General features: G+C 69.7%; 26 protein-coding genes. 14 read left to right on the forward strand and 12 right to left on the reverse strand.

The genetic code is table 11. The annotated features are described in order from the left end of the window. Window positions 1-142: 142 nt before the first annotated feature. The 4 genes from MKK51_RS19800 to MKK51_RS19815 all read left to right on the forward strand — a co-directional run bounded on the left by MKK51_RS19800 (window position 143) and on the right by MKK51_RS19815 (window position 3668). Entirely contained in the window at window positions 143-1867 is a 1725-nt protein-coding gene (locus tag MKK51_RS19800) for an ArnT family glycosyltransferase (protein WP_243979977.1), read from the forward strand. Further along, complete coding sequence (locus MKK51_RS19805; RefSeq protein WP_243979979.1) at window positions 1864-2649, forward strand: glycosyltransferase family 2 protein; 786 nt, start codon at window positions 1864-1866, stop codon at window positions 2647-2649. Before MKK51_RS19800 ends, MKK51_RS19805 begins: the two co-directional genes overlap by 4 nt. An 84-nt stretch (window positions 2650-2733) precedes the next feature. Beyond that, a complete protein-coding gene (locus MKK51_RS19810; RefSeq protein ID WP_243979981.1) occupies window positions 2734-3075 on the forward strand; it encodes a lipid-A-disaccharide synthase N-terminal domain-containing protein in 342 nt (113 codons plus the stop codon). Continuing rightward, window positions 3072-3668 (forward strand): pyridoxamine 5'-phosphate oxidase family protein, encoded by a 597-nt coding sequence (locus tag MKK51_RS19815; RefSeq protein ID WP_243979982.1) that lies wholly within the window; start codon window positions 3072-3074, stop codon window positions 3666-3668. Before MKK51_RS19810 ends, MKK51_RS19815 begins: the two co-directional genes overlap by 4 nt. A 32-nt stretch (window positions 3669-3700) precedes the next feature. Here MKK51_RS19815 and metC read toward each other — a convergent pair whose 3' ends face one another. Beyond that, window positions 3701-4891, reverse strand: coding sequence for a cystathionine beta-lyase (gene metC / locus MKK51_RS19820; RefSeq protein WP_243979991.1), 1191 nt, complete (start codon window positions 4889-4891; stop codon window positions 3701-3703). Between the two features lie 300 nt (window positions 4892-5191). Between metC and MKK51_RS19825 the strand changes: the two genes are divergently transcribed. From MKK51_RS19825 to MKK51_RS19860, 8 genes are all read left to right on the forward strand, one after another. Beyond that, a complete protein-coding gene (locus tag MKK51_RS19825) occupies window positions 5192-6175 on the forward strand; it encodes an amino acid ABC transporter substrate-binding protein (RefSeq protein ID WP_243979993.1) in 984 nt (327 codons plus the stop codon). 252 nt (window positions 6176-6427) lie between these two features. Then, a complete protein-coding gene (locus tag MKK51_RS19830) occupies window positions 6428-7588 on the forward strand; it encodes an amino acid ABC transporter permease (protein WP_243979995.1) in 1161 nt (386 codons plus the stop codon). A 2-nt stretch (window positions 7589-7590) separates the two neighbouring features. Next, entirely contained in the window at window positions 7591-8724 is a 1134-nt protein-coding gene (locus tag MKK51_RS19835; RefSeq protein ID WP_243979997.1) for an amino acid ABC transporter permease, read from the forward strand. Further along, window positions 8721-9461, forward strand: a complete 741-nt coding sequence (locus tag MKK51_RS19840; protein ID WP_243979998.1) for an amino acid ABC transporter ATP-binding protein — start codon at window positions 8721-8723, stop codon at window positions 9459-9461. Before MKK51_RS19835 ends, MKK51_RS19840 begins: the two co-directional genes overlap by 4 nt. Window positions 9462-9578: 117 nt before the next feature. Beyond that, window positions 9579-9971: a hypothetical protein gene (locus MKK51_RS19845; RefSeq protein WP_243980000.1), complete on the forward strand. Its 393-nt coding sequence runs from the start codon at window positions 9579-9581 to the stop codon at window positions 9969-9971. A 286-nt stretch (window positions 9972-10257) separates the two neighbouring features. Further along, window positions 10258-12198 (forward strand): YgiQ family radical SAM protein, encoded by a 1941-nt coding sequence (locus MKK51_RS19850; protein WP_243980174.1) that lies wholly within the window; start codon window positions 10258-10260, stop codon window positions 12196-12198. 289 nt (window positions 12199-12487) lie between these two features. Beyond that, on the forward strand, window positions 12488-13393 hold the full coding sequence (rarD, locus tag MKK51_RS19855) for an EamA family transporter RarD (protein ID WP_243980002.1): 906 nt from the start codon (window positions 12488-12490) through the stop codon (window positions 13391-13393). A 20-nt stretch (window positions 13394-13413) separates the two neighbouring features. Then, window positions 13414-14406 (forward strand): P1 family peptidase, encoded by a 993-nt coding sequence (locus MKK51_RS19860; protein ID WP_243980004.1) that lies wholly within the window; start codon window positions 13414-13416, stop codon window positions 14404-14406. A 227-nt stretch (window positions 14407-14633) separates the two neighbouring features. On the opposite strand, the gene MKK51_RS19865 is transcribed toward MKK51_RS19860, so the two are convergent. Together MKK51_RS19865 and MKK51_RS19870 are read right to left on the reverse strand one after the other, a co-directional pair. Next, window positions 14634-14909, reverse strand: a complete 276-nt coding sequence (locus tag MKK51_RS19865) for a hypothetical protein (RefSeq protein ID WP_243980006.1) — start codon at window positions 14907-14909, stop codon at window positions 14634-14636. A 37-nt stretch (window positions 14910-14946) separates the two neighbouring features. Beyond that, window positions 14947-15153 carry a hypothetical protein gene (locus tag MKK51_RS19870; RefSeq protein ID WP_243980008.1) on the reverse strand — a complete coding sequence of 69 codons (207 nt, stop codon included), beginning with the start codon at window positions 15151-15153 and terminating at the stop codon, window positions 14947-14949. 300 nt (window positions 15154-15453) lie between these two features. Here MKK51_RS19870 and MKK51_RS19875 point away from each other — a divergent pair, with 300 nt between their 5' ends. Next, on the forward strand, window positions 15454-16992 hold the full coding sequence (locus MKK51_RS19875) for an ATP-binding protein (RefSeq protein WP_243980010.1): 1539 nt from the start codon (window positions 15454-15456) through the stop codon (window positions 16990-16992). Window positions 16993-17026: 34 nt separating this feature from the next. Here MKK51_RS19875 and MKK51_RS19880 read toward each other — a convergent pair whose 3' ends face one another. The 8 genes from MKK51_RS19880 to rutA form a co-directional block, all read right to left on the reverse strand. Then, window positions 17027-18355, reverse strand: coding sequence for a solute carrier family 23 protein (locus tag MKK51_RS19880; RefSeq protein WP_243980012.1), 1329 nt, complete (start codon window positions 18353-18355; stop codon window positions 17027-17029). 189 nt (window positions 18356-18544) lie between these two features. Beyond that, window positions 18545-19747: an O-antigen ligase family protein gene (locus tag MKK51_RS19885; RefSeq protein ID WP_243980014.1), complete on the reverse strand. Its 1203-nt coding sequence runs from the start codon at window positions 19745-19747 to the stop codon at window positions 18545-18547. Then, on the reverse strand, window positions 19744-20961 hold the full coding sequence (locus MKK51_RS19890) for a glycosyltransferase family 61 protein (RefSeq protein WP_243980016.1): 1218 nt from the start codon (window positions 20959-20961) through the stop codon (window positions 19744-19746). Before MKK51_RS19890 ends, MKK51_RS19885 begins: the two co-directional genes overlap by 4 nt. Before the next feature lie 313 nt (window positions 20962-21274). Then, window positions 21275-21832, reverse strand: coding sequence for a flavin reductase (locus MKK51_RS19895; protein WP_243980017.1), 558 nt, complete (start codon window positions 21830-21832; stop codon window positions 21275-21277). A 119-nt stretch (window positions 21833-21951) separates the two neighbouring features. Further along, window positions 21952-22731, reverse strand: coding sequence for a pyrimidine utilization protein D (gene rutD / locus MKK51_RS19900; RefSeq protein WP_243980019.1), 780 nt, complete (start codon window positions 22729-22731; stop codon window positions 21952-21954). Further along, window positions 22728-23117, reverse strand: coding sequence for a pyrimidine utilization protein C (rutC, locus tag MKK51_RS19905; protein WP_243980021.1), 390 nt, complete (start codon window positions 23115-23117; stop codon window positions 22728-22730). The genes rutD and rutC overlap by 4 nt, the downstream gene beginning before the upstream one ends. 102 nt (window positions 23118-23219) lie before the next feature. Beyond that, window positions 23220-23939 (reverse strand): pyrimidine utilization protein B, encoded by a 720-nt coding sequence (gene rutB / locus MKK51_RS19910; protein WP_243980023.1) that lies wholly within the window; start codon window positions 23937-23939, stop codon window positions 23220-23222. Continuing rightward, on the reverse strand, window positions 23939-25039 hold the full coding sequence (gene rutA / locus MKK51_RS19915; protein ID WP_243980025.1) for a pyrimidine utilization protein A: 1101 nt from the start codon (window positions 25037-25039) through the stop codon (window positions 23939-23941). The genes rutB and rutA overlap by 1 nt, the downstream gene beginning before the upstream one ends. Before the next feature lie 341 nt (window positions 25040-25380). Between rutA and MKK51_RS19920 the strand changes: the two genes are divergently transcribed. Beyond that, window positions 25381-25740 (forward strand): c-type cytochrome, encoded by a 360-nt coding sequence (locus MKK51_RS19920; protein WP_243980028.1) that lies wholly within the window; start codon window positions 25381-25383, stop codon window positions 25738-25740. A gap of 16 nt (window positions 25741-25756) precedes the next feature. Here the strand turns inward: MKK51_RS19920 and rutR are convergent, their stop codons facing one another. Next, window positions 25757-26398: an HTH-type transcriptional regulator RutR gene (rutR, locus tag MKK51_RS19925; protein WP_243980029.1), complete on the reverse strand. Its 642-nt coding sequence runs from the start codon at window positions 26396-26398 to the stop codon at window positions 25757-25759. Window positions 26399-26545 lie beyond the last annotated feature (147 nt).

The raw sequence follows: 26545 nt of genomic DNA on the forward strand, positions 1-26545 counted from the left end.
TGGCAGCGCTCGCCCGATGCGGGCGCGTTTGACTTTCCCGCCCGCATCATCGACACCGCCGCCCGTCGCGGCATCGACCGATCGTCAGGGGCTGCCCGCCGGCCCGGAGCCGCCTCATGTCCGCCCCAACGCGTCCCGTCTCATGAGAACCGCCGATGCCGGACAGGCCGGCCCGCCCGGCCCTGAAGCGGGCTTCCTCGACGGGCTGATCGGCGCGGCCTCGGCCAGCCATGTCCGCGCCTGCGCCCTGCTCCTGGCGCTCTGCCTCGCCTGCTTCCTGCCGGGCTTCGTCTCGCTCCAGCCGATGGACCGGGACGAGCCGCGTTTCGCCCAGGCCTCGAAGCAGATGATCGAGACCGGCGACCTGGTCGACATCCGTTTCCAGGGCGAGGCGCGGCACAAGAAGCCGGTGGGGATCTACTGGGCGCAGGCCGCTGTGGTGAAGGGGGCCGAGGCTCTGGGGATCGACCACGCCCGCACCACCATCGCGCTCTATCGCGTGCCCTCGCTCGTCGGCGCGCTGCTGGCGAGCCTGCTGACCTATTGGGCAGCCCTCGCCTTCCTGCCGCGCCGCGCCGCGCTCGTCGCCGCCCTCCTGTTCTCCGCCTGCATCATGATCTCGGCCGAAGCGCGTCTCGCCAAGACCGACGCCCTCCTCACCGCCTGCTCGGTTGCCGCGATGGGCGCGCTGGCGCGGGTCTGGCTCGGGCGGATCACGCCCGGACGGACGCGGGGCCGGCCAGATCGTACGACCCGTCTGGTGTTCTGGCTGGCCATGGCGATCGGCATCCTGGTGAAGGGGCCGATGGTGCCGCTCTTCGTCGGGCTCGCCGCCGTCGTGGTGTCGGTGAAGGAGCGGTCCGGCCGCTGGCTCATGGACCTGCGTCCCGGCCTCGGCCTCGCGTTGACGCTCGCCATCGTCGCCCCCTGGTTCGTCGCCATCGCCTGGAAGAGCGGCGGCGCGTTCTTCGGGGAGGCGGTGGGCCACGACATGCTGGGCAAGGTGGGGGGAGCCGCCGAGAAACACGGCGCACCGCCCGGCACCTATCTCGTGGTGTTCTTCGCCACCTTCTGGCCGGGGGCCGCCTTCGCGGCGCTGAGCGCGCCCTTCGCCTTCGCCAACCGGCGCGACGACGCCGTCGCTTTCCTGATCGCCTGGATCGTGCCCGCCTGGATCCTGTTCGAGGCGGTTCCGACCAAGCTGCCGCATTACGTCCTGCCCCTGATGCCGGCGGTGGCGATCCTCACCGTTCTCGCCGTGGTGCGCGGCGCCCTCGATCCGGCCAGGCGGGGAGCCAAGGCCGTGGCCGCTCTGGTTGTGCTGATCCCGGTCGGGCTGACCATCGGCCTCGTCGCCGTCGCCTGGACCTTCGATCGCGTGATCCCCGTCGCCGGGCTACCGCTGCTGCTGGCGGCCTCGGCGGCCGCGATTCTGGCTTTCGTCTTGTTCGCCCGCCGCCTGCCCGAACGGGCCCTCCTCGCGGCCGTCCTCGCCTCGGCCCTGCTCTCGCCGGCGGTGTTCGGCCTGACCCAGCCGGTGCTCGCGGCGCTGAAGGTCTCGCCGCGTCTCGCCGCCCTCCGCGACGGGCTGCCCTGCGCCGCGCCGAAGGTCGCCAGCCTCGGCTATCGCGAGCCGAGCCTCGTCTTCCTCATCGGGACAGACCTCGCCATGATGAACACCGGTGCCGAGGCGGCGGAGTTCCTCGCCCGGGGCGGCTGCCGCCTCGTCTTCGTCACCGAGCCGTTCCTGGACGAGTTCCGGCGGGCGGAAACAGGCGTTAAGGCTGCCCCGGTCGGCCGGGTCTCCGGCTTCAACATCAACAGCGGCCGGCGGATCGATCTCTCGGCCTATGCGGTGACCCCGTGACCCAAACCGACACAGTCCCCTCCATCCGCCTGTCCATCGTCGTCCCGGTGAAGAACGAGGCCGGCAATGTCGAGAGCCTCGTCACCGAGATCGAGCGCGCCTGTTCGGGCCTCGGCCCCTTCGAGGTGATCTACGTCGATGACGGCTCCACCGATTCCACCGGCGCGATCCTCGCCGACCTGCGCCGCAGCCGGCCCTGGCTGCGCGTGGTCCGCCATGCCCGCAGCGGCGGGCAGTCGGCGGCGATCCGCTCGGGCGTCGCGGTGGCGCGCGGCGCCCTCGTCGCCACCCTCGACGGGGACGGCCAGAACGATCCCGCCTTCATCCCCGCTCTGGTGGCGGCCCTGGAGGAGGGCGGCCGAGGCACCGGCCTGGCCCAGGGCCAGCGGGTCGGCCGCAAGGACGGTCGCCTGAAGACCCTGCAATCGCGCATCGCCAACGGCGTGCGCGGCCGCATCCTCAAGGATGCCACCCGCGATACCGGCTGCGGCATGAAGGTGTTCCGCCGCGACGTGTATCGGGCGCTGCCCTATTTCGATGCGCTGCATCGCTTCATGCCGGCCCTCGTCGCCCGCGAGGGCTACCGGGTGGTCCATGCCGACGTGGTCGACCGGCCGCGCTTCACCGGGCGCTCCAATTACGGGCTGTTCGACCGGCTCTGGGTCGGGCTCCTCGATCTCGCGGGGGTGTGGTGGCTGATCCGCCGCAAGCGGCCCTCGCCCGAGGCGGTGGAGGTCGCGCCGGAACTGCGCCCGACCACGTTGGGCCGGGCTCAGCTCTAGATTTCTGTTTTGCCGCGCTCTTTTTCGCCGAACCGGCATCCTTCGGCGCAGAGCGCTCTCGTGACCGGTGGGGAGGCCTGACCCATGCTGATGCAGCTTTCGGAAGACCTGGGCGGCTACGCCTACGACATCTTCGTCACCAAGTTCGACGGCTGGCTCGTCTTCGGCATCCTGGCCCAGGTGGTGTTCGGCGCCCGCTTCATCCTGCAATGGCTGGCGAGCGAGAAGGCCGGCCGCAGCGTCATGCCGCTCTCGTTCTGGTTCCTCTCCATCGCCGGGGGGCTGATGACCCTGGTCTACGGGCTGGTGCGGCGCGAGCCGGTCATCATCTTCGGGCAGGCCCTCTCGACCGGCATCTATCTCCGCAACGTCGCGCTGATCCTCAAGGAGAAGCGTCGCAAGTCCGGGGCGGACGCGGTTCCATGACGCCCCTGCCGGCATTCTACGACGATCTCGATGCGAGCCTGGCCCATCTCTGGCGGCTCCTCGAGGACGGGCCGGCCCTTCGCCGCAACGCCTTCCACATGCCGGCCCTCGCCACGGTGGACGAGGCAGGCGCGCCGCAGGTGCGCACCGTCGTCCTGCGCGAGGCGGATGCCGAGGCGGGGAGCATGCGCTTCCACTGCGACCGCCGCTCGCGCAAGGCCGCCGAGATCGCCGCCTCCGGCCGGGCCGCGCTGCACGGCTACGATTCGGCGAGCAAGGTCCAGATCCGGGTCTCGGGTACGGCCATGCTCCATACGGACGATGCGCTGGCGGATGCCGCCTGGGCCGGATCGCTGGCCATGAGCCTCGTCTGCTACGGCGTGGCGCCGGAGCCCGGGGCCGAACTCGCCTCGGGGGACGCCTATTCCCTGCCGGAGACCGACGCCGGCATCGCCGCCGGCCGGCTTAATTTTTGTGCGGTGCTGGTGAGCGCGACGCGGCTCGAATTCCTGTTCCTCGACCGGCGTGGGCACCGCCGTGCCGCCTGGACGCGGAACGGCGACGGGTGGGCGGGGACCTGGCTGGCGCCGTGAATGACACCCTCCTCCCCACAAGGGGGAGGGGCTCATCCCATCGCGGCGCGCAACCGCGAAAATCCGGCATCGAGATCGGCCTGCAGGTCCGACATCTCCTCGAGACCGATATGGAAGCGCAGGCCCGGCCCGCCCGGCTCCCAGCGCGTGGCGGTGCGATAGGTGCGGCAATCGAAGGGGATGACCAGGCTCTCGAAGCCGCCCCAGGAAAATCCCATCCCGAACAGTTCGAGCCCGTCCAGCATCGCCGCCACGGCTTTTGCCGGAGCGGGCTTCAGGACCACCCCGAACAGTCCGGACGAGCCGGAAAAATCGCGCTTCCAGATGGCGTGGCCGGGATCCTCCGGCAGGGCCGGGTGGAGCACCCGCAGCACCTCCGGCCGCCCCTGGAGCCAGCGCGCCATGGCGAGGCCCTGGCGCTCGTGCTCGCGCAGGCGGAGATTCATCGTGCGCAGGCCGCGCAGGGCCAGGAACGCATCCTCCGGCCCGGCGCACATGGCGAAATGCTCGAAGGTGCGGTGGAGCGCCGGCCAGTAACGCTCGTTGGCCGAGGTGAGGCCGAGGAGCAGGTCGGAGCCGCCGCTGAGATACTTGGTGCCCGCCTCCACGGCGATGTCGACCCCCCGTTCATGCGGAGGGAAGAACAGCGGCGTCGCCCAGGTATTGTCCATGACGACCGCGGCTCCGCGCGCATGGGCGACCTCCGCGATGGCCGGCACGTCCTGCATCTCGAAGCTCTGCGAACCCGGCGCCTCCACCAGCACCGCCTTGGTGTTCGCCTGCATCAGGTCGCCGATGCCGGCGCCGACGAGGGGATCGTAATAGGTCACGTCCACGCCGAAGCGCTTCAGCACCCCGTCGCAGAAGATGCGGGTGGGGCGGTAGGCGCTGTCGGTGACGAGGAGATGGTCGCCCGCGCTCACCACGCTCATCAGAGCGACGGTGAGGGCGGCCAGGCCCGAGGGGGTGAGCACCGTGCCCGTCGCGCCCGCGAGCTCGCTCCAGGCCTGGGTCAGCGAATCCATCGTCGGCGAGCCGCTGGTGCCGTAATCGTAGCGCCCGCGCCGGTGCTGCAGGTCGTCATAGGTCGGAAACAGCACCGTCGAGCCGCGATAGATCGGCGTGTTGACGAAGCCGTGCTGGGCGGAGGGGTCGCGCCCCGCATGGACGAGGCGGGTGGCCGGGCCGAAACGGGCGGGATCGCGGGGAGGGGTGTTCGACATGGAAACCGGTATGGGGGGAGGGCGGTTGCACCGCAACCTCAGCCCGGCCCGTGCGGTGGCGTCAAGCGGAAGCCCTTGACCGGGCCTGCCGATCCTCTGCAATGCGCAGGCATGATCAAAGGGCTTCCCGCATCCTCGACGCCACGTCCGATCCGCTCACCTCATTCTGAGATGAGGCCGCGCAGCGGCGGCCTGGAAGGAGCCCTCCGGATCGCTCGATACCGGCTGGAGCGCTCCTTCGAGGCTGCTTCGCAGCACCGCAGGATGAGGTTCTGGATGGGAGGAGTCATGCTCTTCTGCATGGCTCCCGCCCTCGCCCAGAACGGTCCCGCCCAAGGCACCCTCGCCCAGGTGAAGGCGCGGGGGCATCTCGTCTGCGGCGTCAGTGGCGGGGTCGCCGGGTTCAGCATCCCGGACAGCCAGGGCCAGTGGCGCGGGCTCGACGTGGATTTCTGCCGGGCGCTGGCGGCGGCGATCTTCGACGATCCCGCGAAGGTGCGGTTCATTCCGCAATCCTCGGCCGCGCGCTTCACCGCCCTGCAATCGGGCGAGATCGACGTCCTCTCGCGCAACACCACCTGGACCCTGTCGCGCGACACCGCCGCCATGAACTTCCCGGTCATCACCTTCTATGACGGGCAGGGCTTCCTGGTGCGCAAGTCCCTGAACATCGCCTCCGTCAAGCAGCTCGACCGGGCGACGATCTGCCTGCAGCAGGGCACCACCACCGAGCTCAACCTCGCCGACTGGTTCCGCACGCGGGGGCTGACCTACAAGGTCGTCACCTTCGCCAACAGCGAGCAGACGCTGGGCGCCTACGAATCCGGCCGCTGCGACGCCTATTCCACCGACAAGTCCTCCCTCTACGGCGAGCGCCTGAAGACGGCGCATCCCGACGAGCACGTCATCCTCGACGAGGCAATCTCGAAGGAGCCGTTCGCGCCGGGCATCCGCCAGGGCGACGACCCATGGCGCGACCTCGTCGCCTGGACCCACTACGCCATGATCGATGCGGAGGAGGCGGGGATTTCTCAGGCCAATGTCGAGGAGATGCGCAGATCGGCGCTGAGCCCCGACGTGAAGCGCATCCTCGGCCTCGAGGGCAAGTACGGCGAGGGCCTCGGCCTCACCACCGACTGGGCCTACCGGATCATCCGCCATGTGGGCAATTACGGCGATTCCTTCGAGCGCAATGTCGGTGCGCAGACGCCCCTGAAGATCCCGCGCGGCCTCAACGCCCTCTGGAATCAGGGCGGCCTGCAATACGGGCCTCCGATCCGGTGAGGGGCGTGTGTGAGGTCCCCTCTCCCCGTACGCGGGGAGAGGGTTTCGGCCCCCTCGTCGGGGCCGAAACGAGGCGGCAGCCGAGGGTGAGGGGGCGATTCCGGACGAGCCTCTTCCGGGTACACCCCCTCACCCTCGCTGCGGCTTGCGCCTTCGCTTGCCGCAGGGACGACGAGGTCCCTGCGGCCCTCTCCCCGCCCAGCGGGGAGAGGAGACTGCGCGCCCTACGGTCGTCGCTCGCGGATAAGCTCCATGCCTGAATCCCGAAAGACCTCCCTTCGCGCCGTGGCGCTCCAGATCCTCCTGGCCCTCGCCGTCGCCGGCCTCGTCTACGTCGCCTCCACCAACGCCGCGCAGAAGCTCGCGAAACAGGGCATCGTCGCCGGGTTCGGCTTCCTGTCGCGCAATGCCGGGTTCGACATCAGCCAGCGGCTGATCCCCTATGCGGCCGCGACCTCGACCTATCTCGATGCGTTTCTCGTCGGGCTCTGCAACACGCTGTTGGCCGCGGCCCTCGGCATCGTCCTCGCCACGCTGATCGGCTTCGTGGTGGGCATCGCCCGGCTGTCGCCGAACCTCCTCGCGCGGGGACTGGCCTCCGCGTATGTCGAGGCGGTGCGCAACGTGCCGCTGCTGCTGCAGCTCCTCGTCTGGTACGTGGCCGTGCGGGTGGCCCTGCCCTCGGCCGAGGCTCCCGCGAGTCTGGGGGGCGCCTTCGTCTCGCAGCGCGGCCTCGCCCTGCCGAGCCCGGATTTTTCGGGGTCCGCCTGGCTGGTGCCGGCGGCCTTCCTCGCCGGCATCCTCGCCATCGCGATGCTGAGACGGCGGGCGGGCATCGCTGCGGAGACCGGCCGACCGCCGGTCCGGGTCTGGCTGCCGGGGCTCGCCCTCACGATCCTCCTGCCGGGTCTCGCCTGGATCGGGCTGGGGCTCGCCGGCCACCCGGTCGTCCTCCACTGGCCGGCGCGCGGCCCCTACGACGTCGAGGGCGGCCTGCCGATCCTGCCGGAATTCGCCGCCCTGGTCCTCGGGCTTTCCACCTACACCGCCGCCTTCATCGCCGAGATCGTGCGCGCCGGCCTCTCCAGCGTCGCACGCGGGCAGGGCGAGGCGGCTTCCGCCCTGGGGTTGAGCCGGAGCCAGGCCCTGCGCCTCGTGGTGGTCCCCCAGGCCATGCGGGCGATCGTGCCGCCGCTCACCAGCCAGTATCTCAACGTCACCAAGAACTCGTCGCTGGCCGTGCTGATCGGCTATCCCGACCTCGTCCACGTCTTCATGGGCACCGTGCTCAACCAGACCAACCAGGCGGTGGAGGTGGTGGCGATCACCATGGCGGTCTACCTCACGATCAGCCTCGCCACGGCCTTCCTGATGAACCTCTACAATCGCCGTGTGACCCTGGTGGAGCGCTGACGATGCAGCGATTCATCCGCGTCGATCTCGTCGCCTCCCGCGCGCCGCCCGCCGCCGTCGGCGGCCCCCTCGGCTGGATGCGACGGAACCTGTTCTCGAGCCTTGCCAACGGGCTCACCACCCTGCTGATCCTGGGATTGCTCGCCTGGGCGCTGCCCATCGCCCTCCGCTTCCTCGTTCTCGACGCGGTCTGGACCGGCGCATCGGGGGATGCCTGCCGGCCGGAGGTGGCGGGACGGCCGGTGGGGGCGTGCTGGGCCTTCATCGCCGACAAGATCAACTACCTCGCCTACGGCTCCTACCCCGCCGCCGAGCGCTGGCGCCCCAACCTCGCCGTCGCTCTGCTCGCCCTCGCCGCCGGATGGATGCTCTGGCTTGGCGCCCCCCGGCGCGATCTCGGTGCGCTCTTCGCCTTCGTCGCCTTCCCGGTCTGCGCCTACCTGCTGCTTGCCGGCGCGCCCTCGCTTGGCCTCCCGTCGGTGGCGACGGGCCTGTGGGGCGGCTTCCTCGTCACCATGGTGGTGGCGGTGGTGGGAATCGTCGTCTCCCTGCCGCTGGGCATCCTTCTGGCGCTCGGGCGGCGCTCGACCCTGCCGGTGGTGCGCGTGCTCTCCACCGCCTTCATCGAGTTCTGGCGCGGCGTGCCGCTGATCACGGTGCTGTTCATGGCCAACGTGATGCTGCCGCTGTTCCTGCCCGGCGACATCACCGTGGACCGCCTGCTCCGCCCCCTCGTCGGCATCGCCCTCTTCGCCTCCGCCTATATGGCCGAGGTGGTGCGCGGGGGGCTGCAGACGGTGCCGAAGGGGCAGCAAGAGGCCGCCGCCGCCCTCGGCCTCAGCCAGGCCCAGAGCCTGCGCCTCGTCGTGCTGCCCCAGGCGCTCAAGGTCGCGCTGCCCGGCATCGTCAACACCATCATCGGCCTGTTCAAGGACACGACCCTGGTTTCCATCGTCGGCATCAGTGATTTCATCCGCGTGCTGGAGGCCTCCCGCGCCGACCCGCGCTGGTCGGCCGCCACCATCCCGGCCACCGCCTACGCCTTCGCCGCCCTGGTCTATTTCACGGTCTGCTTCGGCATGGCGCGCTATGCCGGGTTCATCGAGCGCCGCCTCGCAGCGGGAGAGAGACGATGACCGAGACCTCCCCCGCCGTCGCGCTCTCCGGCGTCAACAAGTGGTTCGGCGCCCACCACGTCCTGCGCGACGTCGACCTCACGGTGGCGAAAGCCGAGAAGATCGTCATCTGCGGCCCCTCGGGCTCGGGCAAATCGACCCTGATCCGCTGCATCAACGGCCTCGAGGCGCATCAGCAGGGCACGATCCGGGTGGACGGCCTCGAACTCACCGGGGCGCAGGCCAGCGTGGACGCCGTGCGCCGCGAGGTCGGCATGGTGTTCCAGCACTTCAACCTGTTCGCCCATCTCACCGTGCTGGAGAATTGCACGCTCGCCCCCATCCACGTGAAGCGGATGGGCCGGGCGGCGGCCGAGACGCTGGCGATGGGCTATCTCGAGCGCGTCCGCATCCCGCAGCTGGCGGCCAAGTTTCCCGGCCAGCTCTCGGGCGGGCAGCAGCAGCGCGTGGCGATCGCCCGCGCCCTGTGCATGAGCCCGAAGGTGATGCTGTTCGACGAGCCGACCTCGGCGCTGGACCCGGAAATGGTCAAGGAGGTGCTCGACACCATGGCCGAACTGGCGCGCGGCGGCATGACCATGCTCTGCGTCACCCACGAGATGGGCTTTGCCCGCGAGGTCGCCGACCGCGTGGTGTTCATGGACGAGGGCCAGGTCATCGAGGTGGCGCCGCCGGCCGAGTTCTTCGACAGGCCGCGCCACGCCCGCACCCAGGCCTTCCTCAGCCAGATCCTGTGACGGGAGAAGGGGTCAGAAAATGGCACGGTCCGGCCGGCCGCCCATGCTCGGGTTCGTTAACGGCCGTGGTTTAGAACCGGTGATCAAGGTGTTGAGTATTTGTAGAAAGCGTATCGCGTGCGTATCTTGCGCTTCCTCGTCATCGGCAGCGTCTTCGGGCTGAGCGTCCTGGCGATCGGCTTCGTCAGCGCCGATCGGCTGGCCCATCTCCCGCCGGCGCCCGCGCCCCGGATGGTGCAGGCCCCCGTCGTGAACGAGCCGCAGGATACCGGCTCGATTCCGACCCTGCTCGAGCCGGGCGACCTCTCCACCACCGGCCCCGTGGCCCCCCGCCCGACGGGCGCTAGGCCCGCCTCCGCGAAGCCCTCCTCCTCGGCCGGCAAGTCCCCGGTGACGAAGACCGCGTCCGCCAAACCCGCCCCGGCCAAGCCGAAGGCCACGGACGGCTTCGACACCGAACGCCTCAACGCCCTCCTGCGCGGCGACCCCATCACCCCTTCGCGGCGCTGACCGGGGACGGCCCGGTCCTCGGGCGGCGGAGCGCGGTGTGACGCGTTCGACCGGTCGAGATGTCGAAGCGGCCGGCACCCGTTCAGGCCGGGCAAGCGGCTCGCCACCCATCTCGGGCCACCGAAAGTGTTTGAACGCCCGGTGTTCGAAAACGGCCTTTCGTTGAGCTCGCGGCCTCGGCGGTCTATGCACGGACCCCATGGACCTCCAAACCTCCGCACGCCGATCCGTGGCTCCCCTCGCCTGCAACCTGCGGCCTCTCAGGAATGCGGCGCCGTTCCTGCCCATGAGCCGCGCCGAGATGGACGCGCTCGGATGGGATTCCTGCGACATCGTCCTGGTGACGGGGGACGCCTATGTCGATCACCCGAGCTTCGGCATGGCCATCATCGGCCGGCTGCTCGAAGCGCAGGGGTTCCGGGTCGGCATCATCGCGCAGCCCGACTGGCAATCGGCGGAGCCGTTCAAGGCACTGGGCCGGCCGACGCTGTTCTTCGGCGTCACCGGCGGCAATCTCGATTCGATGGTGAACCGCTACACCGCGGACCGGCGCCTGCGAAGCGACGACGCCTACACGGCGGGCGGGGAAGGCGGCGCCCGCCCGGATCGCTGTACCATCGTCTACACGCAGCGCTGCCGCGAGGCCTACAAGGACGTGCCGATCATCCTCGGCGGCATCGAGGCGTCGCTCCGCCGCATCGCCCATTACGATTACTGGTCCGACAAGGTGCGCCGTTCGATCCTGGCGGACGCCAAGGCCGATCTCCTCCTCTACGGCAATGCCGAGCGCGCCGTGGTCGAGGTGGCGAACCGCCTCGCGGCCGGCGAGGCGCCGCACGAGCTCGACTCGGTCCGGGGCGTCGCCCTGTTCCGCCGCGTGCCCGAGCATTGCACCGAGCTGCCCGCCGACGATCTCGATTCGGCCGACGAGGCCGCCATGCGCCGCCCGGGCGAGACCGTGATCCGGCTCCCCGCCTACGACGAGGTCAAGGACGACAAGGAGGCCTATGCCCGTGCAAGCCGTGTGCTGCACCGGGAGGCCAACCCCGGCAACGCCCGCCCCCTCGTCCAGCGCCACGGCGACCGCGACCTGTGGCTGAACCCGCCGCCGATCCCGCTCTCCAGCGAGGAGATGGATGCGGTCTACGACCTGCCCTACGCCCGCGCGCCGCACCCCTCCTACGGCGACGCGAAGATCCCGGCCTGGGACATGATCAAGTTCTCGGTGACGATCATGCGCGGCTGCTTCGGCGGCTGCACCTTCTGCTCCATCACCGAGCACGAGGGCCGCGTCATCCAGAACCGCTCGGAAGGCTCGATCCTGCGCGAGATCGAGCTCATTCGCGACAAGACGCCGGGCTTCACGGGGGTCATCTCGGATGTCGGCGGGCCGACGGCGAACATGTACCGGATGGCCTGCAAGGACCCGAAGATCGAGGCGGCGTGCCGGCTGCCGTCCTGCGTGTTTCCGGACATCTGCCCGAACCTGAACACCTCGCACGACGACCTGATCCGGCTCTATCGCAAGGTCCGCGAGGTGGAGGGCGTCAAGAAGGTGATGGTCGCCTCCGGCGTGCGCTACGACCTCGCGGTGCGGAGCCCCGAATATGTCGAGGAACTCGTGACCCACCACGTCGGTGGCCGTCTCAAGATCGCGCCCGAGCACACCGAGCGCGGCCCCCTCGACCTGATGATGAAGCCGGGAATCGGCACCTACGACCGCTTCAAGGAGATGTTCGACGCCGCCGCCAAGAAGGCCGGCAAGAAATACTACCTGATTCCGTATTTCATCGCGGCGCATCCGGGCACGACCGACGAGGACATGATGAACCTCGCCGTCTGGCTCAAGAAGAACGACTATCGCGCCGACCAGGTCCAGACGTTCCTGCCCTCGCCCATGGCGACGGCCACGACCATGTATCACACCGAGATCAATCCGCTGCAGGGCGTGCGGCGCGGCGGCAGCGAGCCCGTCGACGCCATCAAGGGGATGCGGCAGCGCCGGCTGCACAAGGCGTTCCTGCGCTACCACGATCCCGAGAACTGGCCCCTGTTGCGGGAGGCGCTGCGGGCGATGGGCCGCGCGGATCTCATCGGGCCGAGGCCGGACCAGCTCATTCCGTTCTCGCAGCCGCCGGGAACGGGCTCGGGCAAGGGGCAGCCGCGACCCATGCGCCATCCGGGCGCGCCGCGCTTCACCACGAAGGGCGTGCCGCTGCGGAAGTGACGGTTTCGCGCGTCGGGCGACCGAATGGTCCAAGGGCCGCTTTCGGGGTTCTACGCCGCGAAACGGATTCTTCCCGCGCCTGCCAGGGGACCGGGCGGTCGACGGGGGGCGACAGGTTTCGACCGGGACATCGCCGTTCTGGCGGGAGGCGTCGACACCCGGCCATCGCCGCCCCGCCGCTCCTGATCACGGCCATCCCGTCGCGGACCCGCACGGCGTCCAGATCGGAGCCGTCCCGCGAGACTTGGTGTAAGCCCCGTCTCAACCTCGCGGAGGGGGGAGGAACGTTGTGGGTCTGATCTACGCGCTCGGTGCCTATCTGAGCTGGGGCGTCGTCGTGCCGGTGCATTTCCGGCTGCTCGATGCCGTGCCGGCCGGCAGCATCCTGGCTCACCGCATCGTCTGGTCGAGCGTCCTCGTGGTCGGCCTGCTGGCGATCCTGCGCCGGCGGATCCGCAATCCGTTTCCCCTGAGGCGGCGCCATCTCCTCCTCGTCGTCTCGGCCGGGCTGATCGGCGTCAACTGGCTGCTCTACCTCCGGGCGGTCCAGTCCGGTCACATGCTCGATGCGAGCCTGGGCTATTTCATCAATCCGCTGATGAGCGTGGCGCTCGGCGCCCTCGTCCTCGGCGAGCGGCTGCGGCCGGTCCAGGCCGTGGCGGTGGGGCTCGCCGCCGCCGGCGTGGTCCTGGCGGTGGTCCTGGCCGGACACCTACCCTGGCTGTCCTTGAGCCTCGCCGCGAGTTTTTCCCTCTACGGGCTGGCGCGCAAGGTGGTGGGCGTCGACGCCATGGTGGGCTTTGCCGCCGAGACCTTCCTGCTCCTGCCCGCCGCCGCGTTCTATCTCCTCTTCGCCGCCCCCTCCGTGGTGAACGGCGATCCCGTCCGCCTCGGCCTCCTGCTCCTCACCGGCGCCACCACCGCCCTGCCGCTGATCTGGTTCGCCGCCGCCGCACAGCACCTCACCCTCTCCACCCTCGGGCTGATGCAATACCTCGCCCCCTCCTGCCTCCTGGGGCTCAGCGTCCTCGTCTACGGCGAGCGGCTGGAGCCGCATCGACTGGTCCTGTTCGTCCTGATCTGGCTGGCGCTGGCGCTCTATGCCGCCGATTCCTTCCGCGCGGCACGGAGGGCCAAGGCGCCGCCGGAACCCGTCACCGCTGGCCCCGAACGCCGCGGCATGCGATCGTTCTGAGGGAGATTCGGAGGGTCTGGATGCGCAACCGTATCACCGACATCGCCGGCATCAGGGTCGGCCACGCCCATGACGCGCGCGTGGCGAGCGGTACCACCGCGATCCTGTTCGACGCAGCCGTGGTGGCGGGCGTGGATGTGCGCGGCGGCGGGCCGGGCACCCGCGAGACCGACCTCCTCGACCCCGAGCGCACGGTGGAGCGCATCGACGGCCTGGTCCTGTCCGGCGGCTCGACCTTCGGCCTCGACGCGGGGGCGGGCGTCGTCGCCCGGCTCGCCGAGTCGGGGAGGGGATTTTCCATCGGCGACGTCCGCGTCCCCATCGTCCCCGGCGCGATCCTGTTCGATCTCCTCAACGGCGGCGACAAGAACTGGGGCCGCTTCTCGCCCTATCGCGACCTCGGCTATGCGGCTGCTGCCGCGGCGTCCGAGGATTTCGGCCTCGGCACCGTGGGGGCGGGCTACGGCGCCCGCACGGCCAATCTCAAGGGCGGTCTCGGCTCGGCTTCGTCCCTCGTGGACGGCACGCCCGTACGGGTCGGCGCGCTCGTGGCCGTCAACGCCTTCGGGCGGGTCACGGTGGGGGAGGGGCGGCGCTTCTGGGCGGCGCCGTTCGAGCGGGAGGGGGAGTTCGGCGGCCTCGGCTTCCCCGATCCGATGCCGGCGGACGCCTTCACCTGGCCGCGCGAGGCCCCGCCCGGCACCAGCACCACCCTGGCCCTCGTCGCCACCGACGCGATCCTCACCAAGGCTCAGTGCCGCCGCCTCGCGGTGATGGCGCAGGACGGGTTGGCGCGGGCGATCCACCCGGTCCACACGCCCCTCGACGGCGACGTGGTCTTCGCGGTCTCCACCGGGGCCGTGCCGCTTGGCGATCCCGTCACCGACCTCGCCCGTATCGGCGCGGCGGCGGCCGACACCCTCGCCCGCGCGGTCGCCATCGGCATCCACGCGGCGACCGGCCTGCCGGGGCTGGCGATGCCTCCCGCCTGGCGGGATCTGTGGGGCGGGTAGAGGCCAAAACGGTTTCCCGGCGCCCCATTCCCCGGACGCCCGGAGCGAGGCGGAGGGTGATCAGGAACCCAACTCAAGTAGCGCTGCGTGAGCGGCTCATGCCACTCACCCGAAGAGTTTTGCGCGAAGTGTTTTGACCGCTTCGCGACGTCTCCCGATGAGATCCGGATCGGGTTCCGCTCACGCCCGACCCGCCCGGGGAAGGGATGGGTGAGGGGCCGGGTGGCTCACTCCCCCTTGGCGTCCTCGACCAGCTGCGCCAGCCCCGCATCGACCTCGGCGCCGAGGAGGGCCCGCTCCGCCTCGCTGAGGTCGCGCGCCCAGGTCGGGCCGGCGAACCCGGCGGCGCATTTGGCCCGCTCGGCGGCGATATAGGCTTCCGTTTCCTCCGGCTGCCGGCGCATCGCCTCGGCGAAGCCGAACCAGGCCGCGCGCTCCACCACCGCGAGGCGGGCGCGCAGGCGGATCATCACCGCCCGGTCCGGGCTGACATCGTCGCTCATGGGAGATTCGTTCCTGGCTGATTCGCTTCCGGCCGGGTCAGCGCCGCGGCTCGCAGCGGGTCTTCACGTAGGTGCCCGTATCGTCGCCATGGCCGGCATTGGCCGCCAGGACCGGCCCCTGCATCATGCACTCCTGAAGCGTGTGGGCCGGCCCCGTGATCACGTCGAGGGCCGTCTCGCGGGAGCAGTCGGGGGCCTGGACCGTCGAGGCGCAGACCAGGGCAACGATGAGGACTGAGTTCATGAGACCGGAACCTAGACGCGCGGGGCAGGGCGGCAAGGGTGGCCTGCAGGAAAATGCAGCGCTCCACGCTCGACGGTGCGGCTCCGGACACGTGCCGAAGCCTTGAGGAATGCCATGGCATAAGACTTTTATCCTAAGATAAATAGCCCAGGTAAACTAGCCTAGGCATTCCGGCTTATGCCCGGGAGGCTCGTGCCTGTGGACGTATCGCCTCACGCTCCGCACCATGGGCCCATCCGTGCTCCCATCCGTGCTAAGGTCGGACCGGTCGCGGGCGGGATGCGGGACAGCGGAGCGGGAATGACGGTGGGGATCGAGATGGGTCTGAGCATGGGGTCGGGCGAAGAGCCCGCCCGGCTCGATCTCGAGGAGCTGCTGGCCACCCGGCTCCTGGTCCAGGGCAATTCCGGCTCCGGCAAGTCGCATCTCCTACGCCGCCTCCTCGAACAGAGCGCGGGCTCGGTCCAGCAGGTGATCATCGACCCGGAGGGCGATTTCGTCACCCTCGCCGAGGCCTATGGCCATGTGGTCGTGGACGGCGCTCACGGGGAGGGCGACCTCCAGGCCATCGCGGCCCGGGTGCGCGCCCACCGGGTCTCCGTGGTCCTCACCCTGGAGAGCCTCGACATGGAGGCGCAGATGCGCGCCGCCGCCGCCTTCCTCGGTGGCCTGTTCGAGGCCGAGCGCAGCCATTGGCATCCCGTCCTCGTGGTCGTCGACGAGGCGCAGATCTTTGCCCCCGCCGCCGCCGGCGACGTCTCCGACGAGGCGCGCAAGGCCTCCCTCGGGGCCATGACCAACCTGATGTGCCGCGGCCGCAAACGTGGGCTCGCCGGCATCATCGCCACGCAGCGCCTCGCCAAGCTCGCCAAGAACGTGGCGGCCGAGGCCACGAATTTCCTCATGGGCCGCACCTTCCTCGACATCGACATGGCGCGGGCCGCCGACCTCCTCGGCCTCGACCGCCGGGGCGCCGAGCGGTTCCGCGATCTCGCCCGCGGCGAGTTCGTGGCCCTCGGCCCCGCATTGAGCCGCCGGCCGCTGGCCCTGCGCATCGGTCCGGTCTCCACCTCGGCGCGCTCGGGTTCGCCCAAGCTCGTACCGCTTCCCGCCCCCGCCGACGCGGATCTGCGCGCCCTCATCCTCACCCGTTCGCCCGAGGATGGGCCGGCCTCCTGGGCCCCGGCACCGCGCACCCCGCCGACGCCCCGTGCGAGCCCCGCCGACCTCCTGCGCGAGCTCAGCGCCTACCGGCCGGAGCCCGTCGAGGCCCCCGCCCCCTTGAGCGAGGAGGACCTGCGGGCCGGTCTCGACGAGGTGCTGCGCGGCATCGCCGCCGATCCCGATGCGGGACGTCAACCCGTGGCCGTGATCTACCAGGACTTTCTCGTCCGCTGCCGCATGCGCGGGCTCGACGGCGAATCCCTCACCCTCGCCGCCTTCCGCCGCCGCCTCGGCGTGGCGCGGGCCGGGTTCGACGGGCAGGCCTCCCCGGCCGACGGGGACGGGCGCTGGGACGAGGCGCAGGCCGCCGCCGCCAGCCTGCCCGACGAGGTCCAGGGCCTTTTCCTGCTGCTCGCCCGCGCGGCCCTGGCCGGAGAGCCCTGCCCCGGCGACGAGGCCCTGGCGCGGGCCATCGGCAGCCGCTCCCCTGGCCGAGCGCGGCGGCTCCTCGCCTATGTGGAGACGCGGGGCACCATCGTCTGCCGCACGGATTTTCGCGGGCTGCGCGTCATCGCCCTGCCCGTCCTCGGCTGCGAGACCGGGCCGGGCGACCCCAAGGCGCTCCTGCCGGGAAGCGCCGAGCCGGAGATGCCGGGTCTGTTCGCGGCCGAATAGGCCGCGCCCCTCGCAGCCAAGGGGCGGGCCGTCGTCACACCCGCACGCGTCCGGCCTCGGAGGCCCGCTCGATCCTCGTCATGCCGAGGAGGTGATAGATCAGGATGGCCCCGAAAGTGGCGGTGCCGATGCCGCCGAAGGCGAAGGAGCCGATTTTCAGGGTGAGGTCGCCCGCGCCCAGCACCACGGCGACGCCCACGGTGAGGAGGTTGCGGGCATTGGCGAAGTCCACCCGGTTCTCCACCCAGATCCGCCCGGCGGTGGCCGCGATCAGCCCGAACACCACCACCGAGAGGCCGCCGATCACCGGCACCGGCAGGGTCAGGATCAGCGCCCCGAATTTCGGGCACAGGCCGAACAGGATCGCGGTGAAGCCGGCGACCACGAAGACCAGGGTCGAGTAGATCCGGGTCATGGCCATGACGCCCATATTCTCCGCATAGGTCGTCACCCCGGTGCCGCCGAGCCCGCCGGACAGCATGGTGGCGAAGCCGTCGCCGAGGAAGGCGCGGGCGATGTAGGGGTCGAGATTGCGGCTCGTCATCGCGCCGATGGCTTTGATATGGCCGAGATTCTCGGCGATCAGCACCACGAAGACCGGGGCGATGAGGGCGATCGCCTTGGGGTCGAAGACCGGCGCCACGAAGCCCGGCACGCCGATCCAGGGGGCGGCCAGGACGGCGGAGAAATCGATGGGTTTGGCGAGACCGAACCCGTTGGCGAGGAGGAGATAGAGCAGGTAGGCGAGGGCCGCTCCGATCAGGATCGGCAGGCGTCGGGCGAGGCCGGGCGCGTAGATGGTGATGACGCTGACGATGACCACCGTCAGGAGGCCGAACCAGGTGTCGAAGGCGGAGGCCGAGATGATCCGCGTGGCGATCGGCGCGAGGTTGAGGCCGATGGCGGCCACCACCGCGCCGGTCACCACCGGGGGCATCACGCGCTCCACCCAGGCATAGCCGACGAGGCCGATGACGGCGCCGACGAGGCCGTAGAGCAGGCCCGCCGCGACGATGCCGCCGAGCGCCACGGCGATGTTGGGGTTCGGCCCCGCCCCGGCATAGCCCGTGGCCGCGATCACCACCCCGACGAAGGCCGCCGACGAGCCGAGATAGCTCGGCACCCGGCCTCCCGTGGCGACGAAGAAGATCAGCGTGCCGATCCCGGAGAAGAAGATCGCCAGGTTGGGGTCGAACCCCATCAGGATCGGCATCAGGGCGGTGGCACCGAACATCGCCACCACGTGCTGGAAGCCGAGGAGCACGGTCTGGCCCGCTGGCAGGCGCTCGTCGGGCATGACGTCCGTGGCCTCGGACGTCGCATCCTTGCCGCGCCAGACGGGGAAATAGGGTTCGGCTGCCATGATCGCGTCGTCTCCGGACGGTGGGGTCGCGTAATGCACATCGCGTGATGCAAGGAGCGTGGCAGGCGCATCCCAGGGAGCGGATGGCCTGAGCGCTCTCCCCCGACATGGATGCCGGTTCGGCGAAGAGGGGCGCCGCACGACGAAGGCCTGGAGAGGTGTCCCGACCCGACTTGGTCGGGCGCAGCCCTAGCCCGGCCCGGTCGCGGCCTCCTCCGACCGCCCCGCCAAGGCGAAGGCGATGGGCAGCCAGAGGAAGAAGAAATGCATGTTCACGAACGAGAACGGGTTGGGAAGGTCCGATCCCATATAGCCGAAGCTGAAGATCAGCGCGGTGCCGCAGAATCTCGAGAGCGCTTCGTCGACGGTCGCGAGGTGACGGCAATAGACGAAGGTCATCGCCAGAGCGGCCACCAAGGCCGGAACGCCGAAATACATCGCCGTGCCGAACAGGCCGTTATGGGCGTGGTTGAAGAGCGAATCGGCAAAGCGGAAGACGGGCGTGAAACCGAGCAGCGGCCGCTGCGAGATATGCTCGAACACCCAGGTCCAGATCTGCTGGCGGCTGGAGGGGCGGCAGAAATTCGACTGGTCGACGCAGAGCATCGCTCTCAGCCAGGGCTCGATCACGATCAACGCCGTGGTGAGGCTCCAGGCCAGGAGGGCCACCGCGAAGAGGCGCCCGCCGGTGAGGCGCCAATCGTTCGGACGCCATGCCAGCCGCGTCGCCGCCAGGGCGACGATCGTCGCGAGGATGGGGCCGCGGCTCTGGGTCATGGCCACGGCCACGACGATCGGCAGCGCGGCCAGGGCGACGAGGGCGAGCGTCGCGGGTGTGGTAGGACGTGACCGGTCGCCGAGGAGGGCGACGATGCCGATCAGGGCGATGCAGAGGCCGCCGGCTCCCGGGATGGAGTTGGACGGCCGGCCCAGCGGCACGAGCCTGTCCGCGAAGGAGAGGCCCCCGCCGAAATGCAGGACGAGGGTCAGGAGGGCGCTGAGGCTGGCCACGGCGAAGAGCGCGCCCAGGATGAAGCGGAGGCCGCAGCAGGCGAGCAGGCGGCGTCCCGCGAGGAGCGCGACGGCCAGGAGCGCGAAATTCGCCACCGCATCGCTCGCCGGCCCCAGGGGGACGCGGTTGACGAGAAGGCCGAGCACCGTCCAGGCGGCGAAGCCCGCGAGCACGGCGAGCCCCCATTCCAGGGGGCGCGGCAGGCGTTCGCGCAGAAGCGTCGGATCGCTCACGGCGATGGCGACGAGGCCCGCGATCATCAGCTTGGCCGAGAGGTTCTTGGCGATGAAATAGGCGGAGACCAGAAGCAGGAGGTAGCCGGCCACGCAGAGGGCGTTCCGCCCCGCGAGGCCGCGTGCCGAAGTGTCCGGAATCGTCATGCGTCACGCCCCCCGGCAGGGAGTCTCGGTGCGGTCTCCACGGCGCGGAGGATGGCCTCCGCCGTTGCCGCGGGATCGATCGCGAAGGATTGCCGGGAGCCCTCCGGGCCGCCCAGGATCGGCACGTAGCCGGCCCCGCCCTCGCTCGCCCAGTGAAGCACGGTGCTCTTGCGGGAGGTCGAGGCCATCAGCTCGACGACGGTGGCGCCGGGCTTGCAGAAGATCGTGTTGGCCAGGGCGGCGCCATGCACGGCGGTCACCACGTCGGCCCCCGATATCGCCGCCATCTGCTCGGCATGGTTGCCCCATCCCGGCTCGAAGATGCGGAAGCCCGCGCGTTCCAGCCGCTCGACCAGCGCGTCCTCGCCCTCCACGACACGCAGGCGCTGGTTGCGGCGCCGGAGATAGAGCTTCGAGGCCGGCGGCGTGACCGGATGCCCCCGATAGGCCGCGCGGAAGATGGCCCGTGCCGTATCCAGCGCCTGGGGAACGCCGAAGATCCGTTCGATATTGGGGCAATGGCTCCGGGCATAGAGATAGCGCTCCGCGACCACATGGTCCGTCGCCCTGAGCACGAGCTGCCGGATCGGATAGCCGAGCGCCTTCAGCCCATCGAGGAAGGCGGCGACGAGGGGCGGATGGGAGGCGGTGACGAACACCGTCTCCTCCCGCTTGTCGATGGCGCCGACGCGCACGGCCTCGCAGATCGGCATCAGCACGTCGGTGAGGAGATGGCCGTAATGGAAGACGGGCGGGATCGCCAGGCAGCGCTCCCTCACGACGACCTTTCTGAAGCCGATCGGGGCGGGATGGCAGAAGGCCCAGCGCGCCTGGCCCCGCTGGCCGAGGGCGACCTGGCGGCCCGTGTCGAAATCGGCGGGGATCACGGTGTGGCCGGGAATCAGCACGTCGCCGATCCCGGCGATCATCGTGCGGGTGGTGTCCTCCGTGCAGGCCGTCTCCAGCCCGTTCATCACATCGGCGTTGTGGCGCATGACGATGGCCCGCGCCGCGTCGTATCCCGGGGCGTAGAGGCGATGCCTCCGGGTCTCGTCGCTGATCACCTGCGCGCGGTCGGCCGGCCAGGCGAAATCCGGGAAGTAACCCGTGCTCCGCCGCAGGGCCGGATGCCAGCCCAGCAGGGCGGTGCTGACGGCCGAGGCATAGGGCTTCAGATCGAACAGGCGTTCGAGGAAGGTATGGTGCCGAGCCAAGCAGGTCCCCCACGAAATCGCACGCTCGACCCTACGGCACCATTGGTGAAGAACGCCGAAACGATACAACCGTTTCTACGGTCTCGCCCCGTGTTTAGGGTCGGAACGTGTATTTCGAATGCCCGATGCAAATGGAGAGCTTGGCGCACCCGGTCGAACCCGGTTCTTCGGTCCGATGCCGTGGAGCAGGACAAGTCCGCCGCCGTTTAATGGCTCTGCGGTAAGCAGCCCCGGTGGATAAATCAACATCCGCCTGCTCGTCGAACCCGTGCGCACGAACGGCCGGATGGGCCGCATCGTTCGGAGTGCGGCGTCAGAGCGCCCCCAGCAGGCCGTCCGCCTTCCGGGCGGATACGGGTGACACCGGCGATGACACGGGTACGGTGTGATAGCGCCGGCCGGCATAGACGAGGCCCTGTCCGCTACCGAGCTCCGCGAGATCCACCACCTCGCAGAACAGCACGTCGTGGCTGCCGACGGCATGGCGCGCGACGATGCGGCAATCGAAGGCGGCGAGCGCTCCCTCCAGCACCGGCGCCCCGGTGGTGAGTTCGCCCCACGCCCCGGCGGCGAAGCGCTCGTCCATGGGGGTGCGGCCCCCGAACGCGCCCGCGATGCCGGCCTGCTCGCCCGACAGGGTGTTCACGCACAGGACCGCGTTGGCGCTCACCGCCGCATAGGCCGAGGAGGTGCGGTTGATGCAGACGAGGAGGGTCGGCGGCGCGTCGCTGACGCTGCAGACGGAGGAGGCGGTGAAGCCCGCCCGTCCCCCCGGTCCATCGCTGGTGACGAGATGGACCGAGCTGGCCAGATGCGACATCGCCTCGCGGAAGGCGCCGGCTTCGACCGGGGGCATCGTCGTCTCGGTCATGGCCGGGGCTGTCCTCTAGGCAGGTCTAGCAAAAATGGTCACCGGTTTTGCGTTCCAAGACCTGCGACACGTCGGAGGCTTGAGCGAGGTGGAGCGTTGGCTTGCTCATGCGAACCCGCTCAGGGTCGGTCGAGAAAGGCGAGGAGGGTGCGGTTGAACGCCTCCGCCTGCGTCACGCTATGGGCGTGGCCGCCGCTCTTGGCCAGATCCAGCCTGGCGTCGGGCAGGCCGGCCGCGAGCCGTTCCGAGCACAGATAGGGCACCAGCACGTCGTCTTCCGCTGCCATCACCAGAGTTTCGTGCGGAATGTCGGCGAGACGATCGCTGAGATCGAAGGCCTCGAGCGCCGCGATCCGCCGGAACGTGTTCTCGGACCCCGGGAAATGCGCCAGGGCATGGGCCTCGTCCGCCGCCACCCGTCCGGCGTTGAGCGACAGCCAGGGAGCGGGATAGAGGAAGATGGCCTGCGCCGCCACGTAGGCCTCCGGTCCGGCATGGGTCAGCAGCGCCTTGCGGGCGGCAAAGCAGCGTTTCGTCGCCGGATCGGCCCTGGCCCAGCCGTTGACGACCACGAGACGCCCGACCCGGTCGGGATGGGTACGGGCGAGCTCAAGGCCGATCAGGCCGCCCAGCGCATGGCCGACGATGTCGGCGGTGGCGATGCCGAGCTCATCCAGCACCCCGAGCGCGTCGCGGGCCATCGCCGCGATGTCGTGGCCCTCCTCCAGGGCAGCGGGCGAACGCCCGGTGCCGCGATGATCGTACCCCACCACCCGGAAGCGCTCGGCCAGGGCCGGGATCTGCGGCGCGAAATAGCCGCAGGAGCCGCCGAGACCGGGCGAGAGCAGGAGGGTGCGCGCTCCGGCCCCGTGGACCTCGTGGTGGAGGGCTGCGCTCACGGCTTGCCCACATGCGCGATGGAGGCGATCTCGACGAGGGCGTCGGGCTTCACCAGGCCGCACTGGATGCAGTAGCGCGCCGGCTTCTCGCCGGGGAAGTAGGTGGCATAGACCGCGTTGATCGCGGCGTAATCGGCCCAGTCCTTCAGGAAGATGTGATTGAAGGTGACGTCGTCCATGGTGCCGCCGGCCGCGGTGACGACGCCCTTGATCGTCTCCAGCACGTGGCGGGTCTGGGCGCCCGCATCGCCCACATGGACGACGTTGGCGTCGGCATCCAGCGGCAGGGTGCCGGAGACGTAGAGCACGCCGTCGGCGAGGGTGCCCGGCACGTAGGGGGCGAGGGGCTTGCCGGTACCGGGGGGAATGATCACGGTCTTGGGCATGGTCCTGGACGTCTCCGCTGCAGAAAGGACGGTGTTCGACGGCAGCGCGATCGAGGCCGTGCCGCCGATCTCTCCTCCCCACAAGGGGGAGGGAGGGGAGCCCTACATCGCGGTCTCGCCCAGGGCCGCTTCGAAACTCGCCACGTCCGAGACCCAGCCGAAGAAGGTCTCGATATTGGCGAGCGCTCCCGCCTGGAGGCTGTCCGGCCCCGCCTGATGGGTGGCGTCGGCCAGCACGATGCCGAAATATTCGAGGAAGAAGCCGTCGCGCAGGGTCGATTCCACGCAGACGTTGGTGGCGATGCCGGTGAAGACCAGGGTGCGGATGCCGGCTGAGCGCAGCAGGCTGTCGAGCTGGGTGTTGTAGAAGCCGCTGTAGCGCGGCTTTCCCAGCACGATGTCGCCGGGGTCGGGCACCAGCGCATCCACCAGGGCGTAGTCCCAGCTTCCCTTGGCGAGCAGCCGCTCGTTCCTATCGGGACGGCTGCGCATGGTCTTGAGGGCGTTGGACTTGTGCCAGTTCGGCGAGCCCGGCCCGCCGGCCTCCACATAGTCCGGGTCCCAGCCGTTCTGGAACCAGACGATCCTGATCCCGGCCTTGCGCGCGGCGGCGACCGCCGTCGCGATCTTCTCGATCACCGGCCCGGTCGCCGAGACGTCGAACCCGGCGAGATCGAGATAGCCGCCCTTGGTGGCATAGGCGTTCTGCATGTCGACGACGATGAGGGCGGTGGCCTCGGCGTCGAAGGCGATCGGCTCGGGCCGGGCCGGGAGGGTGATGCCGCCATGGCGGCCGGCCGGGTCGTGATAGCCGGCGACCATCACGCCACCTTCGCCATCGGCACGGCATCGGCGGTGACATGCGCCCGCGATCGCATCAGCGGCTGGATGCGGGTGCCGTAGGCGTCGAGCCCTTCGAGGAAGTCGTCGAACACCAGGAGCACGCCCTCGGTGCCGGGCACGGTGGCGACCTCGTCGAGCATCCGCGCCACCTCCGCGTAGGAGCCGACCAGGGTGCCCATGTTGATGTTCACCGCCGAGGTCGGGTCGGCCATCTGGCGCACGTTGGTGTCCGAGCCGGATTTGGTATCGGCCGCCCCCTGGACCCCGAGCCAGGCGATGGCCTCCTGATCCGCGCCCGCCTTGTAATGGTCCCAGGTGGCGCGGGCCTCCTCGTCGGTCTCGGCGGCGATGATCATGAACAGCACGTAGGACGACACGTCTCGGCCCGTCGCGGCCTTGGCGAGTTCCAGCCGCTCGACCGTGGGGGCGAAGGCTGTCGGCGTGTTCACGCCCTTGCCGAAGCAGAAATTGTAGTCGGCGTATCGGGCGGTGAACTCCATCCCGGCGGTGGATTGGCCGGCGCAGATGATCTTCATGTCGGCCTGGGGCCGGGGCGAGAGCCGGCAATCGTCCATCTGGAAGAACTCGCCCTTGAGGTCGCAGGACCCCGTCTCCCACAGATCGCGCAGTACCTGGGCGTATTCTGAGAGGTATTCGTAGCGCCGTGAAAAGTATTCGTCGCCGGGCCACAGGCCCATCTGCGCGTATTCCGGCCGCTGCCATCCGGTGACGAGGTTGAGTCCGAAGCGCCCGCCGGAGATGGAATCGATGGTGGAGGCCATCCGCGCGGTGATGGCGGGGGGCATGCACAGGGTGGCGGCGGTGGCGAAGAGCTTGATCCGGCTCGTCACCGCAGCGAGGCCCGCCATCAGCGTGAAGGATTCGAGGTTGTGGTCCCAGAACTCGGTCTTGCCGCCAAAGCCCCGCAGCTTGATCATCGACAGGGCGAAATCGAGCCCGTAACCCTCGGCCTTCAGCACCACCTGCTTGTTGAGCTCGAAGCTCGGCCTGTATTGCGGCGCGTTCTCCGACAGGAGCCAGCCGTTGTTGCCGATGGGAATGAAGACGCCGACATTCATGACCGCCTCGCTAGTCTGGCGGAGATTGGACGAAGGGATCCAATCCCGGTCAAGGTTGCGAACGGATCGTGCCGTGATCGCCCCGTTCGGTGATGAACGGTAGCTGTTTGGACCATATGGTCAAACTCGAAATCCGATATTTCAGCCGTTTGCTCAAACTCTCTTCGATCTGCCCAGCCGGGAGGCGGCTTCTGCTGAAACGCGCGGCGGATACGCGAATCTTCTCGGGCTTTTCCCGGGCGGCGACACGTTTTCGTGAGGCCGCCCTCTCGGACATTGCCTTCGGGGGAGACGGGGTCAGTAATCTGGAGTTATTCAAAACAACCCGGAGAGGAAACCCCATGCGCTACCCGATGCTCGGTGCTCTCGCCGCGATGCTGCTTCCGATGGCGGCCCACGCCGAAGGCGATGCCGCCGCCGGCGAGAAGGCATTCGCGCCCTGCAAGGCCTGCCATGCCTTCGGCAAGAACGGCGTCGGCCCGGACCTGACCGGGGTGGTCGGGCGCAAGGCGGCCTCCCTCGACGGGTATTCCTACTCGGCCCCGCTCAAGGCGTCGGGCATCACCTGGGACGAGGCGAACCTGCACGAATGGCTGAAGAACCCGAAGGCCAAGGTGCCGGGGACGAAGATGGTGTTCGCCGGCTATCCCGACGACAAGAAGATCGACGATGTGATCGCGTATCTCGCCTCGAAGAAATAGGCTCGCTTTCCGATGCCTATCGCAGGCCCAGACTCGCGAGGATCAGGGCCTGCGTGCGCGACACGGTGCTCTCGAAGAAGTCGGGTTCGTCGAGGCTCCGGCCGGTGACCGCATCCACTTGGACCGCGAAATCGGCGTAGTGCTGGGTGATCGCCCAGATCGAGAAGATCAGGTGGTGCGGGTCGTGGGCACCGATGCGGTCCTGGTCGATCCAGCCGCGCAGGATCGCCGCCTTGCTCTCCACCAGCCCGCGCAGGGGGCCTTCGAGTTCGGCCCGCAGGAGCGGCGCGCCCTGGACGATCTCCAGGCAGAACAGCCGCGAGGCCTGCGGCGCGTCCCGCGACAGGGTGAGCTTGGCGCGGATATAGGCCCGGATCGCCTCGGCCGGATCGCTGTCGGCGTCGAGTTCCTGCAGCGGGTCGAGCCAGACGTCGAGGACGCGGCGGAGCACCGCCAGATACAGCTCCTCCTTCGAGGGGAAGTAGTAGAGCAGGTTGGCCTTCGACAGCCCGGCCCGCTCGGCGAGGCGGTCCAGGCTCGCCCCGTGCAGGCCGACCCCCGAAAAGATCTCCAGCCCCGCATCGAGGATCGCCTCGCGCCGCGCCTCGCCGTCCTTGCGGCGGCGGCGGGCGGGGGGCTTGTCTGCGATCAGCGGCACGTGGTCGTCTCCTGGCGCCCCGACCGAGGCGACACCGTCACGACGCATGTCGATCGCGAATGCGCCTGTTCGTCCGGTATCGTCACACTCAAGGAGCGCAGGACAGGTCGGCTGAAACCGCCCGACACGTCCTCCTCCACTCTCCCA

The organism is Methylobacterium sp. E-045 (assembly GCF_022829685.1).
Taxonomy (GTDB): Bacteria; Pseudomonadota; Alphaproteobacteria; order Rhizobiales; family Beijerinckiaceae; genus Methylobacterium.

Coding starts and splice junctions, on each gene's coding strand:
- MKK51_RS19800 (WP_243979977.1), top strand. CDS start 143: ATGAGAACCGCCGATGCCGGACAGGCCGGCCCGCCCGGCCCTGAAGCG.
- MKK51_RS19810 (WP_243979981.1), top strand. CDS start 2,734: ATGCTGATGCAGCTTTCGGAAGACCTGGGCGGCTACGCCTACGACATC.
- MKK51_RS19815 (WP_243979982.1), top strand. CDS start 3,072: ATGACGCCCCTGCCGGCATTCTACGACGATCTCGATGCGAGCCTGGCC.
- metC (WP_243979991.1), bottom strand. CDS start 4,891: ATGTCGAACACCCCTCCCCGCGATCCCGCCCGTTTCGGCCCGGCCACC.
- MKK51_RS19825 (WP_243979993.1), top strand. CDS start 5,192: ATGGCTCCCGCCCTCGCCCAGAACGGTCCCGCCCAAGGCACCCTCGCC.
- MKK51_RS19830 (WP_243979995.1), top strand. CDS start 6,428: ATGCCTGAATCCCGAAAGACCTCCCTTCGCGCCGTGGCGCTCCAGATC.
- MKK51_RS19835 (WP_243979997.1), top strand. CDS start 7,591: ATGCAGCGATTCATCCGCGTCGATCTCGTCGCCTCCCGCGCGCCGCCC.
- MKK51_RS19840 (WP_243979998.1), top strand. CDS start 8,721: ATGACCGAGACCTCCCCCGCCGTCGCGCTCTCCGGCGTCAACAAGTGG.
- MKK51_RS19850 (WP_243980174.1), top strand. CDS start 10,258: ATGAGCCGCGCCGAGATGGACGCGCTCGGATGGGATTCCTGCGACATC.
- MKK51_RS19860 (WP_243980004.1), top strand. CDS start 13,414: ATGCGCAACCGTATCACCGACATCGCCGGCATCAGGGTCGGCCACGCC.
- MKK51_RS19865 (WP_243980006.1), bottom strand. CDS start 14,909: ATGAGCGACGATGTCAGCCCGGACCGGGCGGTGATGATCCGCCTGCGC.
- MKK51_RS19870 (WP_243980008.1), bottom strand. CDS start 15,153: ATGAACTCAGTCCTCATCGTTGCCCTGGTCTGCGCCTCGACGGTCCAG.
- MKK51_RS19875 (WP_243980010.1), top strand. CDS start 15,454: ATGACGGTGGGGATCGAGATGGGTCTGAGCATGGGGTCGGGCGAAGAG.
- MKK51_RS19880 (WP_243980012.1), bottom strand. CDS start 18,355: ATGGCAGCCGAACCCTATTTCCCCGTCTGGCGCGGCAAGGATGCGACG.
- MKK51_RS19885 (WP_243980014.1), bottom strand. CDS start 19,747: ATGACGATTCCGGACACTTCGGCACGCGGCCTCGCGGGGCGGAACGCC.
- MKK51_RS19895 (WP_243980017.1), bottom strand. CDS start 21,832: ATGACCGAGACGACGATGCCCCCGGTCGAAGCCGGCGCCTTCCGCGAG.
- rutC (WP_243980021.1), bottom strand. CDS start 23,117: ATGCCCAAGACCGTGATCATTCCCCCCGGTACCGGCAAGCCCCTCGCC.
- rutB (WP_243980023.1), bottom strand. CDS start 23,939: ATGGTCGCCGGCTATCACGACCCGGCCGGCCGCCATGGCGGCATCACC.
- rutA (WP_243980025.1), bottom strand. CDS start 25,039: ATGAATGTCGGCGTCTTCATTCCCATCGGCAACAACGGCTGGCTCCTG.
- MKK51_RS19920 (WP_243980028.1), top strand. CDS start 25,381: ATGCGCTACCCGATGCTCGGTGCTCTCGCCGCGATGCTGCTTCCGATG.